Origin of the sequence: Amycolatopsis camponoti (genome assembly GCF_902497555.1) — a bacterium.
Classification (GTDB): domain Bacteria; phylum Actinomycetota; class Actinomycetes; order Mycobacteriales; family Pseudonocardiaceae; genus Amycolatopsis; species Amycolatopsis camponoti.
In genome coordinates this window covers 2,000,395-2,015,647 of sequence record NZ_CABVGP010000001.1, presented here as the reverse complement: position 1 = coordinate 2,015,647, position 15,253 = coordinate 2,000,395, and the positions used below count along the sequence as shown (strand labels likewise).

The 15,253-nt window shown below is 71.2% G+C and carries 16 protein-coding genes; 7 read left to right on the top strand and 9 right to left on the bottom strand.

The annotated features are described in order from the left end of the window. Positions 1 to 64 precede the first annotated feature (64 nt). Positions 65 to 1,222, top strand: coding sequence for a steroid 3-ketoacyl-CoA thiolase (locus AA23TX_RS09725; protein WP_155544345.1), 1,158 nt, complete (start codon positions 65 to 67; stop codon positions 1,220 to 1,222). On the opposite strand, the gene AA23TX_RS09720 is transcribed toward AA23TX_RS09725, so the two are convergent. Then, positions 1,219 to 1,605 (bottom strand): RidA family protein, encoded by a 387-nt coding sequence (locus AA23TX_RS09720; protein ID WP_155542230.1) that lies wholly within the window; start codon positions 1,603 to 1,605, stop codon positions 1,219 to 1,221. The two genes, AA23TX_RS09725 and AA23TX_RS09720, sit on opposite strands and share 4 nt — an antisense overlap. 63 nt (positions 1,606 to 1,668) lie before the next feature. On the opposite strand from AA23TX_RS09720, the gene AA23TX_RS09715 reads away from it, so the two are divergent. Next, complete coding sequence (locus AA23TX_RS09715; protein ID WP_196425253.1) at positions 1,669 to 2,469, top strand: alpha/beta fold hydrolase; 801 nt, start codon at positions 1,669 to 1,671, stop codon at positions 2,467 to 2,469. Next, complete coding sequence (locus AA23TX_RS09710) at positions 2,466 to 2,828, top strand: DUF2255 family protein (RefSeq protein WP_155542229.1); 363 nt, start codon at positions 2,466 to 2,468, stop codon at positions 2,826 to 2,828. Before AA23TX_RS09715 ends, AA23TX_RS09710 begins: the two co-directional genes overlap by 4 nt. Before the next feature lie 96 nt (positions 2,829 to 2,924). Here AA23TX_RS09710 and AA23TX_RS09705 read toward each other — a convergent pair whose 3' ends face one another. From AA23TX_RS09705 to AA23TX_RS09690, 4 genes are read right to left on the bottom strand one after another with little or no spacing between them, the layout of a single operon-like run. Next, on the bottom strand, positions 2,925 to 4,127 hold the full coding sequence (locus tag AA23TX_RS09705; RefSeq protein WP_155542228.1) for a metal-dependent hydrolase family protein: 1,203 nt from the start codon (positions 4,125 to 4,127) through the stop codon (positions 2,925 to 2,927). Continuing rightward, positions 4,124 to 5,536, bottom strand: a complete 1,413-nt coding sequence (locus AA23TX_RS09700) for a sodium:solute symporter family protein (RefSeq protein WP_155542227.1) — start codon at positions 5,534 to 5,536, stop codon at positions 4,124 to 4,126. The genes AA23TX_RS09705 and AA23TX_RS09700 overlap by 4 nt, the downstream gene beginning before the upstream one ends. Next, positions 5,533 to 5,730, bottom strand: a complete 198-nt coding sequence (locus tag AA23TX_RS09695) for a hypothetical protein (RefSeq protein WP_155542226.1) — start codon at positions 5,728 to 5,730, stop codon at positions 5,533 to 5,535. The genes AA23TX_RS09700 and AA23TX_RS09695 overlap by 4 nt, the downstream gene beginning before the upstream one ends. Before the next feature lie 4 nt (positions 5,731 to 5,734). Continuing rightward, entirely contained in the window at positions 5,735 to 6,928 is a 1,194-nt protein-coding gene (locus tag AA23TX_RS09690; RefSeq protein ID WP_155542225.1) for a M20 metallopeptidase family protein, read from the bottom strand. Positions 6,929 to 6,996: 68 nt separating this feature from the next. On the opposite strand from AA23TX_RS09690, the gene AA23TX_RS09685 reads away from it, so the two are divergent. Next, positions 6,997 to 8,061, top strand: coding sequence for an Lrp/AsnC family transcriptional regulator (locus AA23TX_RS09685; protein ID WP_230862404.1), 1,065 nt, complete (start codon positions 6,997 to 6,999; stop codon positions 8,059 to 8,061). A gap of 761 nt (positions 8,062 to 8,822) precedes the next feature. Here AA23TX_RS09685 and AA23TX_RS09680 read toward each other — a convergent pair. The 4 genes from AA23TX_RS09680 to AA23TX_RS09665 all read right to left on the bottom strand — a co-directional run bounded on the left by AA23TX_RS09680 (position 8,823) and on the right by AA23TX_RS09665 (position 13,027). Next, positions 8,823 to 9,779, bottom strand: a complete 957-nt coding sequence (locus AA23TX_RS09680) for an SCO0930 family lipoprotein (protein WP_155542224.1) — start codon at positions 9,777 to 9,779, stop codon at positions 8,823 to 8,825. A 43-nt stretch (positions 9,780 to 9,822) separates the two neighbouring features. Continuing rightward, a complete protein-coding gene (locus AA23TX_RS09675; protein WP_155542223.1) occupies positions 9,823 to 11,292 on the bottom strand; it encodes a DUF1996 domain-containing protein in 1,470 nt (489 codons plus the stop codon). A 366-nt stretch (positions 11,293 to 11,658) separates the two neighbouring features. Then, positions 11,659 to 12,456, bottom strand: a complete 798-nt coding sequence (locus tag AA23TX_RS09670) for a zf-HC2 domain-containing protein (RefSeq protein ID WP_155542222.1) — start codon at positions 12,454 to 12,456, stop codon at positions 11,659 to 11,661. Positions 12,457 to 12,463: 7 nt separating this feature from the next. Further along, a complete protein-coding gene (locus tag AA23TX_RS09665; protein WP_155542221.1) occupies positions 12,464 to 13,027 on the bottom strand; it encodes a sigma-70 family RNA polymerase sigma factor in 564 nt (187 codons plus the stop codon). Positions 13,028 to 13,267: 240 nt separating this feature from the next. Between AA23TX_RS09665 and AA23TX_RS09660 the strand changes: the two genes are divergently transcribed. From AA23TX_RS09660 to AA23TX_RS09650, 3 genes are read left to right on the top strand one after another with little or no spacing between them, the layout of a single operon-like run. After that, positions 13,268 to 13,858: a hypothetical protein gene (locus AA23TX_RS09660; protein ID WP_155542220.1), complete on the top strand. Its 591-nt coding sequence runs from the start codon at positions 13,268 to 13,270 to the stop codon at positions 13,856 to 13,858. Continuing rightward, positions 13,842 to 14,642 carry a DUF4142 domain-containing protein gene (locus tag AA23TX_RS09655; RefSeq protein ID WP_155542219.1) on the top strand — a complete coding sequence of 267 codons (801 nt, stop codon included), beginning with the start codon at positions 13,842 to 13,844 and terminating at the stop codon, positions 14,640 to 14,642. The genes AA23TX_RS09660 and AA23TX_RS09655 overlap by 17 nt, the downstream gene beginning before the upstream one ends. Further along, positions 14,635 to 15,252, top strand: a complete 618-nt coding sequence (locus tag AA23TX_RS09650; RefSeq protein ID WP_155542218.1) for a ferric reductase-like transmembrane domain-containing protein — start codon at positions 14,635 to 14,637, stop codon at positions 15,250 to 15,252. Before AA23TX_RS09655 ends, AA23TX_RS09650 begins: the two co-directional genes overlap by 8 nt. The last annotated feature ends 1 nt before the right edge of the window (position 15,253 follow it).

Here is a 15,253-nt window from a genome sequence, read left to right as displayed (position 1 = left end):
GCAGAACGATAACTTGTTCTAGTTTTTGGGTCACTGGACAGCGTTGCCCGACGAAAGGGACGACATGGGCGTGCCGGTCATCGTCGAAGCCGTGCGGACCCCCATCGGCAAGCGGGGCGGCCTGCTGGCCGGCCTCCACGCGGCCGAGCTGCTGGGCGCCGCGCAGCAGGCCCTCCTCGACCGCGCCGGCCTCGACCCGGCCCTGGTCGAGCAGCTGATCGGCGGCTGCGTCACGCAGGCGAGCGAGCAGTCCGGCAACGTGACGCGCACGGCCTGGCTGCACGCGGGCCTCCCGGAGACGGCGGGCGCGACGACGATCGACGCCCAGTGCGGCTCGGCGCAGCAGGCGGCTCACCTGGTGGCGGGCCTGATCGCGGCGGACGCCATCGAGGTGGGCGTCGCGTGCGGGGTCGAGGCGATGAGCCGGGTGCCGCTGGGCGCGAACCGGGGTTCGGGTTCGCCGCGGCCGGCGTCGTGGACGATCGACCTGCCCAACCAGTACGGCGCGGCGGAGCGCATCGCGGTCCGGCGCGGCCTGACTCGCGCCGACGTCGACGCGTTCGGCGTCGCCTCCCAGCGGAAGGCGGCGGCCGCGTGGGAGGCCGGGCACTTCGACCGCGAAGTGGTGCCGGTGAAGGCCCCGGTCCTGGCCGCCGACGGTTCGGCGACCGGCGAGACGCGCCTGGTCGGCCGCGACCAGGGGCTCCGCGAGACGACGGCCGAAGGCCTGGCGCGGCTGAAGCCGGTGGTGGAGGACGGCGTCCACACGGCGGGAACGTCCTCTCAGATCTCCGACGGCGCGGCGGCGCTGCTCCTGATGGATTCCGCGCGGGCTTCGGCGCTGGGACTGCGCCCGCGAGCCCGGATCGTGGCGCAGGCGCTGGTCGGCGCGGAGCCGTACTACCACCTGGACGGCCCGATCCGCGCGACGGAGCGGGTGCTTTCGAAGGCGGGCATGACGATCGCCGACCCGGACCTGTTCGAGGTGAACGAGGCGTTCGCTTCGGTGGCGCTGTCGTGGCAGCAGGTCATGGCGCCGGATCCCGCCCGGGTCAACGTCAACGGCGGCGCGATCGCGCTGGGCCACCCGGTGGGCAGCACGGGAGCCCGGCTGCTGACAACGGCGTTGCACGAGCTGGAACGCCGCGACGCCGCGACGGCCCTGGTGACGATGTGCGCCGGCGGCGCCCTCTCGACGGCGACCATCATCGAACGGCTCTAGCCGGGCAGGTGGGCGTCCACCTCGATTTCGATCTTCATGCGCGGGTCCGCGAGGCCGCACTGGAGCATCGTCGCCGCCGGGCGGACGTCCGCGAAAGCCTTGCGCAGCACCGGCCAGCACGGCTCGAAGTCCTCGCGCACGGGCAGCAGGTAGCGCACGCGGACCACGTCCGCGAAGGTGCAGCCCGCCTCCGCCAGCGCCGCTTCGATGTTGCGCAGGCACTGCGCCGCCTGCTCGACGACGTCGTCGGAGATGGTCATGGCCGAGTAGTCGAAGCCGGTCGTGCCCGAGACGTACACGCGGCCGCCGTCGACCACCGCGCGGGCGTAGCCGATCCGCTCTTCGAAGGTCGACCCGCTGAGGATCGTTCGCCGTTCCGCCATGCCGCGCACGCTAGGGATCGACCACCGCGCCGTCCACTTCATTGTCTGTGCTTGACTTCAAGCATGATCTCGGAGAGCCGTTGCCCGGTGGAGGACGGCGAGCTCCTCGTCCGCCGCGGCGGCGAGGGCCCGGCGCTGCTGCTGATCGCGGGCGGCACCGGAGCGGGTGACTCCTACCGCGCGCTGGCGAAGCAGCTGTACGCGGACTACACCGTCATCACGTACGACCGGCGCGGCCACTTCGGCAGCACGGACACCACGACGGGCCCGATCCCGGTGTCCCGCCAGGCGGACGACGCGCTGGCGGTGCTGAGCCACACGACCGACGGCCCGGCGCTGGTGTTCGGCTCGAGCGCGGGCGCGCTGATCGGCCTCGACCTGGTGGCCCGGCACCCGGACCGGGTGACGACGCTGGTCGCGCACGAGCCCCCGGCGGTCCACCTGATGCCGGACGCGAGCGGCTGGCTCGCGGCGGCCGCGGAGCAGGTCCGGCTGGCCCGTTCGGGTGAGCTCCTGACGGCGGTGACCCGTTTCGCGGACGCGATCGCGGGCGCGGCGCTGCCGGACCTGCCGAACCTGCGGCTGCCCCACGAGACCGACTGGATCCGGCTGTTCGACCGCGAGCTGACGCCGTTCTTCGACTACTTGCCGGACTTGCGTGCGCTGCGCAAGGCCGGCACGGAGATCATCCCGGTGGCCGGCGAGGGCAGCCGGGGGCGGTACCACTACCAGCCGGCGAAGATCTTGGCGTTGGAGCTGGGGTTGCCGTTCACGGAGATGCCGGGGGCGCACCTGGCTCCGCAGCGGAACCCGGGGAAGTTCGCGGTGGCGTTGAAGGACCTGCTGAGCCCGGAGTCGGCTTGACGACCTCCTGGACCGCCGACGACCTGAGCTTCCTGGACGCGGCCCAGGAGCTGGAGATCGCGGTCGGCTCGCGACGGTGGACACCGATCTGGGTCGTGTGCGCCGACGGTCAGGTCTACGTGCGGACCTGGTACCGGCGGGACACGGGCTGGTTCGGGGACGCGGTGCGGTCGCGCTCGGCGCACATTCGCGTGCCGGGACTGGACGCCGAAGTCACCATCGAGGACATCGGCACCGCTTCCGCGCGGGTCACCGCGGCCGTGGATGCCGCCTACCGCACCAAGTACACCGGCGGCGGCACCGACGCCATGGTGACGGCCGAGGCCGCGGCGACGACTCTGCGGCTCGACCGCCGGTAGCGCCACGCGCGGGCGAACACACCGGGCCCGCCCGCGTGCGCCACGCCGAAACTCACGTGACCGGGACCGCGACCCGCGCGGCCGTGGCCCCAGGCGTCATACCACCCGGACCCCGTCCTTCCACACCTCCCGGATGTTCGAAGCCAACCCCGGGAAGTCATAGGGATCCCCCGCCACCACGACCAGATCCGCTCGCAGCCCCGGCTCGATCCGCCCCAGCTCCCCGTCCAGCCCCATCAACCGCGCCGCCGAGGACGTCGTCGCCTCCAGGACGTCCGCCTGCGTCATCCCGCACGCCGCCATCAACGCCAGCTCCTCCAGGTTCGTGCCGTGCGGCCCGACCCCGCTGTCCGTTCCCATCGCGATCCGGACCCCCGCCGCGTACGCGCGGCGCACCGAATCCCGGTGCACCTCCACCACTTCACGCGCCTTCGCCACCACGGACGCCGGCAAATCCACCCCGGCATCGGCCGCGCGGACCACGTTGACCGGGGCGATCAACGTCGGGACCAGCCACGTCCCGTGGCCCAGCATCAGCTCGATCGCCTCGTCGTCGAGGTAGATGCCGTGCTCGATCGAGCGCACGCCCGCCCGCACCGCGTTCTTGATGCCCGCCGCGCCCTGGGCGTGCGCCATCACCGGGCGGCCCTGCGCCGCCGCTTCGGCGACCAGGACCTCCAGCTCCTCCGGCGTGTACTGCGAATGCCGCGGGTCGTCGCGCGGGGACAGCACGCCGCCGGTCGTGCACACCTTCAGCACGTCCGCTCCGGCGCGCAGCAGCGTCCGGGCGACGCGGCGCATCTCGTCGGGGCCGTCGGCCGTCGCGTCCGGGCGGCCGGGGTGCGGCACCAGCAGCGGGACGCAGATGCTCGACGGGTTCCAGCTGTCGCCGTGCCCGCCGGTCTGGCTGATCAGCCCGATCGAGATCTGCATCCGCGGCCCCGGGATCAGCCCGTCGTCCACCGCCTGCTTGATGCCGAGGTCCGCGCCGGACGCGTCGCGCACCGTCGTGATGCCCAGCCCGAGCGTCGCCCACAGGTTCCGCGCGGCTTCGTAGAACTGGTAGGAGAACGGCTTCTGCACGCGCGACATCAGCCCGATGTCCGACACCGTGACGTGCACGTGGCAGTCGAAGAGCCCCGGCAGCAGCACCGCGCCGGAACAGTCGACGCCCTCGTCGCCGTCCAGGTCCGTGCCGACCTCGACGATCCGGCCGTGCTCGACGACGACGTCGGCCGCCGCCGGCTCGGACCCGGTGCCGTCGAACACCGAACCACCGGTGAAAACCGTGCGCGTCACGCCGCCTCCACGGGAGAAGTCTGTCGCCGCGCCGCCGCGGCCAGTGCGAGGACGACGACGTTGACGCCGAGCCCGATCAAGCCCACGTTGACCGTGCCGGCCAGATGGGTGTCCACAAAGGTCAGGTACACGACCACGAGCTCGCCGGCGATCAGCCCGGCGAACACCGGGCCCTTGCCGACGGGCACCCGCCGCAGGAAGCCCAGCAGGTTCGCCGGGGCCAGCTGGACCGACCCCGAATAGGTGAGCAACAGCAGGTTGGCCAGCAGGTCCGGCCGGAAGATGCCCAGCACGAGGGCAAGAGTACTCGCGAGCACAACCGTGCCGTGGTTGATCCAGAACTGCTTGCGGCCGCTGCGGACGCGGACTATGTTGCGCGCCACCAGCGACGAGATGCCGATCAGGATCCCGGCCGCCGGGACCATCGCGGTGGCCGTCGCGGCGACCACGACGATGCCCGTCACCCACCCGGGCAAGGCGTCCTTCGACAGCGTCAGCAATACGCCGTTCGGGTCACTCCCCTTGGACACCACGAGGATCGCCGCGAACCCGATGATCATCGGCAGCAGCAGGCACAGCTCGTACACCGGCATCCAGGCGTAGTTGCGCCGCAGCACCTTCGGGTCGCGCGCCGACATCAGCGCCGGCCACGAGTGCGGCAGCGTCATCAGGCCGACGCCGATCGCGCTGACCAGCATGCTCGTCACGAACCAGACGTGGTCGTTCGCTCCACTGTGGACGATCAGCTTCTCCGGGTGCAGCTGCTCGATCTTGCGGAACACACCCCCGATCCCGCCGGCGAAGTGCGTCGGCACGGCGATGGCCAGCACCACCAGCGCGACCAGCATGATCCCGTCCTTGAAGTAGGACGTCGCCGCGACGCCGCGCAGCCCGGCCCACAGCACGAACGCGACCACCAGCACGCTGCCGGTGACCATGCTCAGCGTGCCGGACGCGCTGTCGCCGGTGACCAGCCGGACGATCAGGCCGAGCCCGGTGATCTGCAGCTGCAGGTACGGCAGCACGAACACGACGCCGAGTACCGCGGACACCGTCCCGAGCGCCCGGCTGGAGTAACGGTCCTCGAGGAAGTCGCCCTGCGTGAGGTAGCCGCGCTCCTTCCCCATCGTCCACAGGCGCTTCGCGAGGAAGAACAGCACGACGTAGGCGATCGGCACGTACGGCAGCGCGTACATCGCCGCGACGCCGCCGGAGAACGCGAGGCCGGCCATGCCCAGGAAGGTGAAGGTGGTGAACACCTCGCCCGCCTGCAGGAACCACATGGTGAGCGCGCCGAAGCGCCGCCCGCCGACCGTCCACTCGGCCAGGTCGGCGACGGGCTTGCGCCGGCCGACGAAGCCGAGGACACCGATCAGGACGATGCCCACGAGGGTGAAGGCGAGGATCACGACTCGTCCTCCCGCCCGCGCAGCAGGCGTTCGGACAGCAGCAGCGCCGGGGTGAACATGAGGCACCAGAACGCGCCCCACACCATCATCCGCGGCAGCCCGAGCCACAGCCCGGTCGTGTTGACGAACGGCAGGAACGGCATCAGGACCAGCGCGAGCACGGGCAGCAGCGGAGGCCAGTGGTAGCTGCGCACGGGGTCACCCGGCCAGGAGCCCGAGGCGGCGGACGGCGAGCTCGGCCAGCAGCGCGGCGCCGTCACCGAGCACGCTGTCGTCGAAGCGGGCCCGCGGGGAATGGTTGTCCGGCGCGGTTTCCGGGTCCGCCGGGCACGCGCCGAGGAACAGGTACGCGCCGGGAACGCGTTCGAGCACGCGGGAGAAGTCCTCCGAGCCGGTGATCGGATCGGCCATCTCGGTGAACCGCTCCTCCCCGAAGACGTCACGGATCGTGTCGGCGACGAAGTCGTAGGCGGCCGCGTCGTTGACCGTCGCGGGGTACTCCGGCTCGTAGGTGACGTCGATGTCGAGGCCGTGCGCGTCGGCGATGCCGCGGCAGACCTGCACCGCCTTCTCCCCCACCCGGGCCGCGACCTCGGGCGAGAACGACCGCAGCGTCGCCTCGAACACCGCGTCGTCCGGGATGATGTTGCGCCGGGTGCCGGCGTGGAACGAGCCGACGGTGACCACGACCGGGTCGAAGACGTCGAAGGTGCGCGTCACCATCGTCTGGAGGGCGGTGACCATCTCGCAGGCCGCCGGGATCGGGTCGCGGGCGTCGTGCGGCGACGAGCCGTGGCCGCCTTCGCCCCGCACGCGGACCTCGAGGGCGCCCGAGGCCGCCATCAGCGTGCCGGGGCGGGCGGTGAACTGGCCCTTCGCGTAGCTGGCGGCCGAAACGTGCAGGCCGTACGCGGCGTCGACGTGCTTGCCGGACGCTGTCAGGACGCCTTCGTCGATCATGACGCCGGCGCCGTCCCAGCCTTCTTCGCCGGGCTGGAACATGAAGACGACGTCGCCGGCGAGTTCCTCGCGGCGGGCGGCGAGCAGGCGGGCCGCGCCGACCAGCCCCGCCGTGTGGAGGTCGTGGCCGCAGGCGTGCATGGCGCCGTCGAGGGTCGAGCTGAACTCCTCGCCGCTGGCCTCGGTCACCGGGAGCGCGTCCATATCGCCGCGCAGCAGGACGGTTCCGCCGGGCTTGCCGCCACGGAGGACTCCCGTGATCGACGAGAGGTTCTTGCCGAGGCTGAGTTCGAGGGGCAGGCCGTCGAGGGCCGCGAGGACCCGCTCCTGGGTGCGCGGCAGGTGCAGGCCGATCTCGGGGATGCGGTGCAGGTCGCGGCGGAGGGCGACCAGGTCGTCGAGCAGGGCGGCGGCGTCCGAGCGCAGGGTCATCCGCAGATCATGCAAGTGTCGAGCACAATGGCCGGAGAAAAACACCGAAACCACCGTTGCGAGAGCCGATGAGCGAAGAATCCGCCATGTTGACCGAGCAGGACCTCAAACTGGTCGACGCGCTGCAGGCGGCGCCGCGCGCGTCGTGGTCGACGCTGGGCCGCGCGCTCGGCCTGGGCGCGGTGACCGCCGCCCGGCACTGGGACACGCTGGTCGAGCGCGGCGACGCGTGGCTGACCGCGTACATCGGCGGGGAGCTGACCGCGCAGCTGGCCTTGGCGTTCGTCGAGATCGACTGTGCGCCCGGGACCGCTCTTTCGGTGGCGTCCGCGCTGGCCGCGGACCCCCAGGTGGTCACCGTCGAGTACGTGGCCGGGCCGTGCGACCTGCTCGCCCACGTCGTCGCGCCGTCTCTGCGGGAGCTGGGCGCGCACGTGCTGGACCGGGTGTCGGCGGTGCCCGGGGTGACGCGGGTGCGCACGGTGCTGTCGCCGCGGATGTTCACCGAGGGCAGCCGGTGGCGGGTGCGGGCGATCTCGCCGGGTCAGCGCGAGGCGCTGTCGGTGAAGCCGGCGAAGAACCGGGCGCCCCTGCGGTTCGACGACGCGGACCGGGCGCTGATCCTGGCCCTCGGCGTGGACGCCCGGGCGTCGGCGGCAGCACTGGCGATCGAACTCGGCGTCGGCGCGACGACGGTGCGGCGCCGGCTGGACGCCCTGCTGGCTCGGGGCGCGATCCGCGTCCGGTGCGAGATCGCGCGGTCGGTGTCGCCGGCGCCGGTCACGGTGACGCTGTGGCTGCGGGTGCCGCCGGACAAGCTGGAGACGACCGCGCGGTCGCTGGCGATGCTGCCGGAGGTGCGCATGTGCGCGGGCCTCACCGGGGCGGCGAACCTGATGCTGGTGGTGTGGCTGCCTTCGCAGCACGACACGCTGGCGCTGGAAGCGGTGCTGGCGGCGAAGCTGCCGTGGCTGGAGATCACCGGCCGGGCGGTGACGCTGCGGAACGTCAAGCTGATGGGCCGCCTGCTCGACGCGGCCGGCCGCGGAACCGGGCGCGTGCCGCTGGACTTCTGGGCCGCGGTCCCCGTGCCGGAGCACGGGGACCGCAGCGTAGGCCGGTCCGGGGGATGAGGGGGGTGAGGTGGAGGGAAGCATCCACCGGACCGGGGTCTTTTTTTGAGGGGCTCCGGCCGGGTGACCGAGGGGCGGCCGGCGGGCCGGGAAGTCTGGGGCTGATCTCGCGTGATCGGAGGCGTGACTCGCGTGTCTGGAGGCGGATCTCGCGTGGCTGAAGGCAGAACTCGTGTGACTAGGGACGGATCTCGCGTGACTGGTGGGGCATCTCGCGTGACTGGAGAGGCATCTCGCGTGACTGGTGGGGCATCACGCGTGACCGGTGGGGCATCTCGCGTGACTGGGACGGAACTCGCGTGACTGGGGAGGCATCACGCGTGACCGGTGGGGCATCTCGCGTGACTGGGACGGAACTCGCGTGACTGGGGAGGCATCTCGCGTGATCGGAGGGGCATCTCGCGTGATCGGGGAGGCATCTTGCGTGATTGGAGGGGCATCACGGGGGTGAGGGAGGAGTTCCGGCTCGGTGGACTCGGGGGGTGAGGTGGAGGGAAGCGTCCACCGGCCGGAACTCGCGGGGCGGGGAAGCGCCCGCCTGTTTCCTCCTTCGCTGATCCGGCGGAGCCGGATCGGTGGGGGGTGAGGAATCCCGGCCCGGGGGGACATTGGGGGGTGAGGTGGAGGGAAGCGTCCACCCGGGCCGGGGCTCGGGGCGCGGGACGGGGGTCCCGCGGTACTTCGGGTGGTGCGACCGGCCCGGCGGACGAGGGGGGTGAGGTGGAGGGAAGTGTCCGCCGGGCCGGGGTTCGGGGAGCGGGTCAGTACCCGCTGGAAGAGGCCGTCGCGATGGAGTTGTCCGGCCGGCGCGACGGGTCGACCTTGCAGCCATTGGGTTCCATGGCGTACCAGGTGTTCCCGGCGCCGTGGCCGTTCGCCTCGCCGGGCGCGCCGTCCTTGGCGTAGGTGTACACGGGCCAGCCGCCGACGGTGACCTGCTTGCTGCCGTCGGCCCGGGTGATCTGCCCGACCAGGCCGGTGTCGATGTCTTCGGCGACGGTGATCCGGCCGTCGACGAGCAGCGGTGGCCACGTCCGTGCGCAGGCACCGTCGCAAGTGGACGATCCGGAACCCCGGCCGTCCCGGGTGAACAGGTAGAGCGTGCGCCCGGCCGGGTCGGTCAGGACCGGGCCGAGACCGCCGATGTCGGCGGTGCCGATGCTGGTCTTCGCGGCGGGCTCACCCGCCGCCGCGGCCGCCTTCTCCCCCGCCGGCGTGATCGCCGCCCAGTCCGCGCTGACGTTCTGGCCGAGCGCGATGCCGGAGCCGGTGTCCTTGGCGTAGCGGTACACCGGCCAGCCGCCGACCGTCACCTGCTTGCGGCCGTCGGGCCGGGTGACCAGGCTGACGAGCTGGGCGTCCACCCCGGCGGCCAGTGCCGGGGAGTCGGAGAGCAGCGGTGGCCACATATCCGCGCAGCCGTCGACGCAAGCGACCTTCGGCGGCTTCGCAGTGTCCTTGGCGTAGCGGTAGAGCGTGTGGCCTTCGGCGTCGGCGAGGACCGCGCCGAGACCCTCCACAGTGGACGTGACCAGCTGGGCCTGGCCGGCCCCGGGGGCGGCCTGAACCGTGCTCGCCGAGAGCTGCTGCTGTGCGCCGAGCGACACCTGCTGGACGGCACCGGACGTGGCGTACGGGTTGGTCCCGCAGGCCGCGACCAGCGCGAGACCGGCGATGGCGGCGGACAGTGCGACAGCACTCGGACGAGCACGGTTCATCGGACGTTCTCCCTCCTGGCGTGGACTGGCTGGTGCGGAAGGACTATTCCGCGCAGGCCTTGCCGGAGTTGATGCAGTTGACCAGGCGACCCATGATCTTGCGGCTCATCACGTTCGCGAAGTCGTCGTGGTCGGACCGCGGGTTGTGCTTTTCCTGGGCGAACGCGTCCACTTTGTACTGGCCCTTCTGCTGGACGTCCTGCGGGACGTCGTAGACGAGCGTCACCTGCAGCTGGGGCACGTTCTTGAAGCCCTGCGGGCACTTGCCCTGCTGGTTCGCGAACACGATGTGCGTGCGGTGGTTCGCGCTGTCGGTGTTCTTGCCGTCCCAGCAGTTCGGGAAGGCGTGGATCCGCTCCACCTTGCTGCCCGCCGGGCAGATCGGGTAGAGGTCGGTCAGGCGGTCCTCGAACCCGGTGCAGGTCCAGCTGGGCCGGGCGTTGGCCGGGCCGTTGGTGCTCTGCTTGGCGTCACCGTAGAGGATCTTCAGGCCGAGCGGCATCGCGACGACGTTCTGCGCGCCACCGCCGATGAACTTCAGGGTCGCGGACTCCGGCTCGACGATCTCGCCGTCGTTGTCGCCGACCTCTTCGTTCGCGCCTTCGGGTCCGCCGAGCTCCTCGGCCGGCGGTGCGGCGGCCGAGCTGCTCTGGTTGCCGTTCTTGCCGCCGTTGTTCTGACCACCGTTCTGGCCGCCGCGACGGCGGTCCTGGGCCTGCTGCTGGTCTTGCTGGTTCTGCCCGTCCTGCTGCTGGGCACTCGCGTCACCGTTGCGGGTCGCGCCGCCACCGGTGTTCCGGCGCTTCTGCTGCTGCCCGTTCTGGTCCTGCGCGTTCTGGTCCTGGGCGTTCGGGTCCTGCTGGTCCTGGGCGTTCGCGTCCTGGCCCTGCTGGTCCTGCGCGTTCTGGTCCTGCGCGTCCTGGCCCTGACCGGCGGCGTCCGCGGCCTGGGCATCCTTGGCGCTCTGGTCCTGCTGGACGTCGCCGGTCTTGCCCTGCTGCTTCTGCTGCGCCTTCTGGTTCTCGTTCTCGTTCGCCGCGTTGTCTTCGCGGTCGATGCGGATCACGGGCCAGAAGTAAGCCGACTTGTCACCGTTCTTGCAGGTGGTGTCGCCGGCGAGCAGGCTCTTGAGGCTCGAATCGGCGTCGGTCGTCACGTTGCCGACGTAGTCGTGCAGGTGCTGCGCGCCGTTCTTGATCCCGGGCTGCGCGATGAAGTTGTCCGGGTTGTGGTGCGCGCCGTCCGCGTTCGTTCCACAGTCGACGGTGAAGGACCCTTGCGCACCCTTCTTCTTCAAGGCCGCGTTGACGTTGTTGCCGGCGGGAACCTTGTTGATGTCGATGAAGAACGACGGGTCCGCGGGGTCCGCGCTCGCTTCGCCCGTGCGGCCCGTGCTGACCGCGACGGCGAGTGCGCCGACCGCGATCGCCAGGCCGATCGCGCCCATGGCGATCTTGGTACGGCGGGCGACGCGATGCTTGCCCGTCACGGGGGACCGAGAATTCCGGGCCATAGACTAGTTCACCTCGTTCGTTATTCCGGGCACGCCGAATAGCGCGGCGGCCCGGGCAAGAACTACCGTTGGTTGAGGTCGAGATCGCACGGAACCCGCGGGGAGCTCTGGTTCCGGCTGTCGGGATGCATCGGGGGATGCATTGGGGGATACGGACGTGAGCGGCCCGAGGTTCAAAAGCGACCAGCCCGTTATCTGTTCGTTATCAAGCGAAGCGCAACCGGACGCCATTTATCCAGGTCATGGCGGTGCGACCGCGGAAATGAAGTCTCGCTCATACCGTGAACCACGACTCGGCGACGCCCGTGGTTCACGACGACGGCACGCGGAACACCCGGCGGGGCGCCGGGTACGGGGAAGGAAAACTCAGCGCTGCACGACGACGAGGACCGTGCCGTCGTCGCCGCGGACCTCGAACCGGGAGATCTGGTCCATCGCCAGCGAAACGGAACCCTGCAGCCGCAACGGCTCCGGTGAGCCGGGGATGCCGAAGCCCTTGGGCGGCACCGACCAGCCGGACACCACGCGGGCGTCGCCCGTCGTCGAAATGGCGAACAGCTGGCACTTCAACGGCCCGACGATGCCGCGCAGCTCGAGGTCGACGCGGCTGCCCCACTCCACCGGGGACACCGTGACGACGGCACTGACGGCGGAGCCGCCGCTGCCGCTGCCGCGGCCGTAGATCTGACCGCCACCGGGCTGGCTCGGCGCGCCACTGGACGGCGCCGGGACGCTCGTCGCCAGGACGCTCGTCACCGGCGGGGGCTGCTTGGTGCTCGGCGCCGAGAGCGACGCGGGCGGGACGGCGTCGGCCGGCCGGACCGCGAGGGTCACCAGCGGGCCGGCCACGACGAGGGCGGCGGCGGCGGCGCCGGCGATGATGCCGAGGCGCTTGCGGCGGCGGCGCTTGACCGAGGCCTCTTCCATCAGGCCGCGCAGCACGCGGGGCCCGGGGGCGAGGGTGCGCGGGCCCGGCGCGGGCATCGGGGGCTCCGGCCAGCTGCGCTTCACGAGGTCGAGGACGTCCGGCAGCTGGTAGAGCTCGATCAGGTCGAGCTGGCAGTGCGGGCAGTTCATGAGGTGGGCTTCGAACTGGGTGCTCTCGGCCTCGCTGAGGACGCCGAGCACGTACGCGGCGACGTCGGTGTGTGCGGACCCGGCCACCCTCAGTTCACCCCCGCTCACGCAGGGCCCGGCGCAGCGCGCGGACGGCGTGGTGGATGCGGGACTTGATGGTGCCCGGCGGTACCCCGAGGGTCGCCGCCACCTCGTTCACGGTGCGATCGCGCAGGTAGGTCTGCTGGATGGCCTCCCGCTGCTCGGGCGAAAGGCCCTGCAGCGCCTCATAGACGATCATCGCCGCGAGCGTCCGGTCCGACTCGTCGGACACCGCGATCGCGTCGGACTCGATCTCCTCGAGCTCCTGGGGGCGGACGCTCCGGCTGCGCCAGCCGTCGATGACGGTGCGCCGGGCGACCGTGAACAGCCACGCGCGCAGCATCTCCGGCTGGCGGTCGAGCTTGTCCGCGTTCCGCCACGCCTTGATCAGGGTCTCCTGCACGACGTCTTCGGCCCACTGCCGGTCGTGGCCGGTCAGCCGGAGCGCGAACGCCATGAGGGACCCGCCGAACTCCTGGTAGAGCGCCTTCGCCAGATCGTCATGGGCGTCGTTGGGCTCAACACCGACGACTTCATGATCTTCGACGGGTCTCAGCGCTCGAGTGTGCCGTCCCACGCGGGACATCCTGGTGGGCCGGACGGCGTACGTCTAGTACCAAATGCCGCAACGCGGGGGGCAAAACTTTTTTGAACCGTTTCCCGACCGTGTCCGTATCCCCTACCGAAGACCCCCGACAACGCGTTGTCCCCCGCAACGCTCCGCATCCACTCCGGACTGATTGTCCATTGTGGATCTTTCGCGCGCATTTTCGCCTCACCCCAGGCTACTGCGCGTAGTCATGCCCACGGAGGAGCAGTGATACGCATTCCCCGAACGGTGGTCCCCGCCGCCGTGTGCCTCACCGCACTCGCCCTGCTCACCGCCTGTACCGCCGGCGCGGCCACCTCGGGTGGCTACGCGGCGGGCGGCGGCGCCGGTATGCAGATGCCCGGTATGCAGGCCCCGATGACCCTCGCCATGCCGCAGCCCATCACGGCCAACCCGAACGACCCGATGAAGAGCCAGCTCAGGGGTGCGAAGACCTTCGACCTCGGCCTGATGCTCGTCGACGGAACCGGATACACGATCTACCGCTACGACCGCGACTCGACCAACCCGCCGCGGTCGAACTGCAACGACGCCTGCGCGACCAAGTGGATCCCCGTCAAGACCGGCGGTCCCGCGCCGATCGACGTCGACCAGTCGCTGATCGGCGAGCTCACCCGCGACGACGGCACCCAGCAGGCCACTCTCGCCGGCTGGCCGCTCTACCACTTCGTCGGTGACAGCGAGCCGGCCGACACCTCCGGTCAGGGTGCCGACCAGGCCTGGTACCCGATCGCGCCGGACGGCAAGAAGATCACGCTGACCCAGGACGAGTGGAGGACCAATGCTTTCGGCCTCTGAGTTCGCCGGTCCGGAGTTCGCCCCGCCGTCCTCGCCCGAGCGTTCCCGCCCGGTGGTCCGGATCCTGTTCGTGCTGGTCGCGGTGCTGACCCTGCTCGCGTCGGTGTCCCCGGCCTCGATCGCCCAGACGAGCACCGGTATCTCCCCCGAAGACGCCATCCTGCTGAACAAGGTCCGCCAGGCCGGGCTGTGGGAGATGCCCTCGGGCATGATGGCGATGCAGAAGGGCAGCCCGAAGGTCCAGGCGGTCGGCTTCGCGATCATGATGGACCACGGCCGGCTCGACGTCGCCACCCGCGCGTTGTCGGCGAAGCTCAACTCGCCGGTGCCCGACCAGCCGTCGGACGAGCAGCGCGGCTGGCTCCTCGAAGAGATGAACGCGGCCCCCGGGCCGGCGTTCGACAGCGTCTTCGCCAACCGGCTCCGCTCGGCGCACGGCGCGGTGTTCGCCGTCCTCGCGCAGCTGCGCGCCGGCACCCGCAACGACGACGTGCGCGCGTTCGCGACCGTCGGCAACCAGGCCGTCATGCGGCACATGACGATGCTCGAGAGCACCGGCATGGTCGACTACACGGCGCTTCCCGCACCGGTCGTCTCCGCGACGTCCGCGCCCGCCGGGCAGCCGCTCGGCCTCGACACCTCGCAGATCGCCGTGGTGGGAGCGTTGTTCCTGCTGGTCGGTGGCGGTCTCTTCTACGTGCTGCGCCAGATCAAGGGCAACCGCGGCCGCGCCAAGGCGACGCGCCGGCCGGCCACCGTCAGAACCGGGGGCAGTCATGGTTGAGACCTGGCACGACGCGACGATCTTCCTCACGCAGCAGTTCCAGCCCAAGACGGACCCGGCGGCCCGCGGTCTCGCGGCGTTCGCCGCCCGCGCGTCCTACGCGGCGATGATGCTCACGCTCACCTGGGGCGTGCTCACCGCCACCGGCTGGGTGCGCTCGGTCACCGGCCGCAAGGCACTCCGCAGCTCCCACATGGTGCTCGCCACCGGCACGCTGATCTTCGGCGGCATCCACGCGCTGGGCTTCTTCTACCTCACGGTCCAGCCGTACAGCCTGCAGTACCTGTTCCTCCCCTTCCTGTCGGGCCAGGAGACCCGGCACAGCATCGGCATCGTCGGCTTCGAGGTCATGCTGGCCATCGCGCTCACCGCCGGCCTGCAGCGGTTCACCTCCTACCGCCGCTGGCTGTGGCTGCACCGCTGCGCCTACCCGGCTGTGGCGCTGACCGCGCTGCACGCGTGGTTCGGCTCGATCGCCAACGGCCACCTCGCGGTCGTCTGGCTGGGCGGCATCACGCTGCTCGTCCCGGCGGTCACGACGTCGCTGCTGCGGTTCATGCCGGCCCGGACCCTCGAACGCATCGGACTCGTGGAAGAGCAGGTGGCCTGAC

Bases quoted from the DNA above. Each gene is read 5' to 3' on its own strand.
- AA23TX_RS09675 (WP_155542223.1), bottom strand. From the start codon at position 11,292: ATGGCCCGGAATTCTCGGTCCCCCGTGACGGGCAAGCATCGCGTCGCC.
- AA23TX_RS09685 (WP_230862404.1), top strand. From the start codon at position 6,997: ATGAGCGAAGAATCCGCCATGTTGACCGAGCAGGACCTCAAACTGGTC.
- AA23TX_RS09720 (WP_155542230.1), bottom strand. From the start codon at position 1,605: ATGGCGGAACGGCGAACGATCCTCAGCGGGTCGACCTTCGAAGAGCGG.
- AA23TX_RS09655 (WP_155542219.1), top strand. From the start codon at position 13,842: ATGCTTTCGGCCTCTGAGTTCGCCGGTCCGGAGTTCGCCCCGCCGTCC.
- AA23TX_RS09680 (WP_155542224.1), bottom strand. From the start codon at position 9,779: ATGAACCGTGCTCGTCCGAGTGCTGTCGCACTGTCCGCCGCCATCGCC.
- AA23TX_RS09725 (WP_155544345.1), top strand. From the start codon at position 65: ATGGGCGTGCCGGTCATCGTCGAAGCCGTGCGGACCCCCATCGGCAAG.
- AA23TX_RS09690 (WP_155542225.1), bottom strand. From the start codon at position 6,928: ATGACCCTGCGCTCGGACGCCGCCGCCCTGCTCGACGACCTGGTCGCC.
- AA23TX_RS09715 (WP_196425253.1), top strand. From the start codon at position 1,669: ATGATCTCGGAGAGCCGTTGCCCGGTGGAGGACGGCGAGCTCCTCGTC.
- AA23TX_RS09650 (WP_155542218.1), top strand. From the start codon at position 14,635: ATGGTTGAGACCTGGCACGACGCGACGATCTTCCTCACGCAGCAGTTC.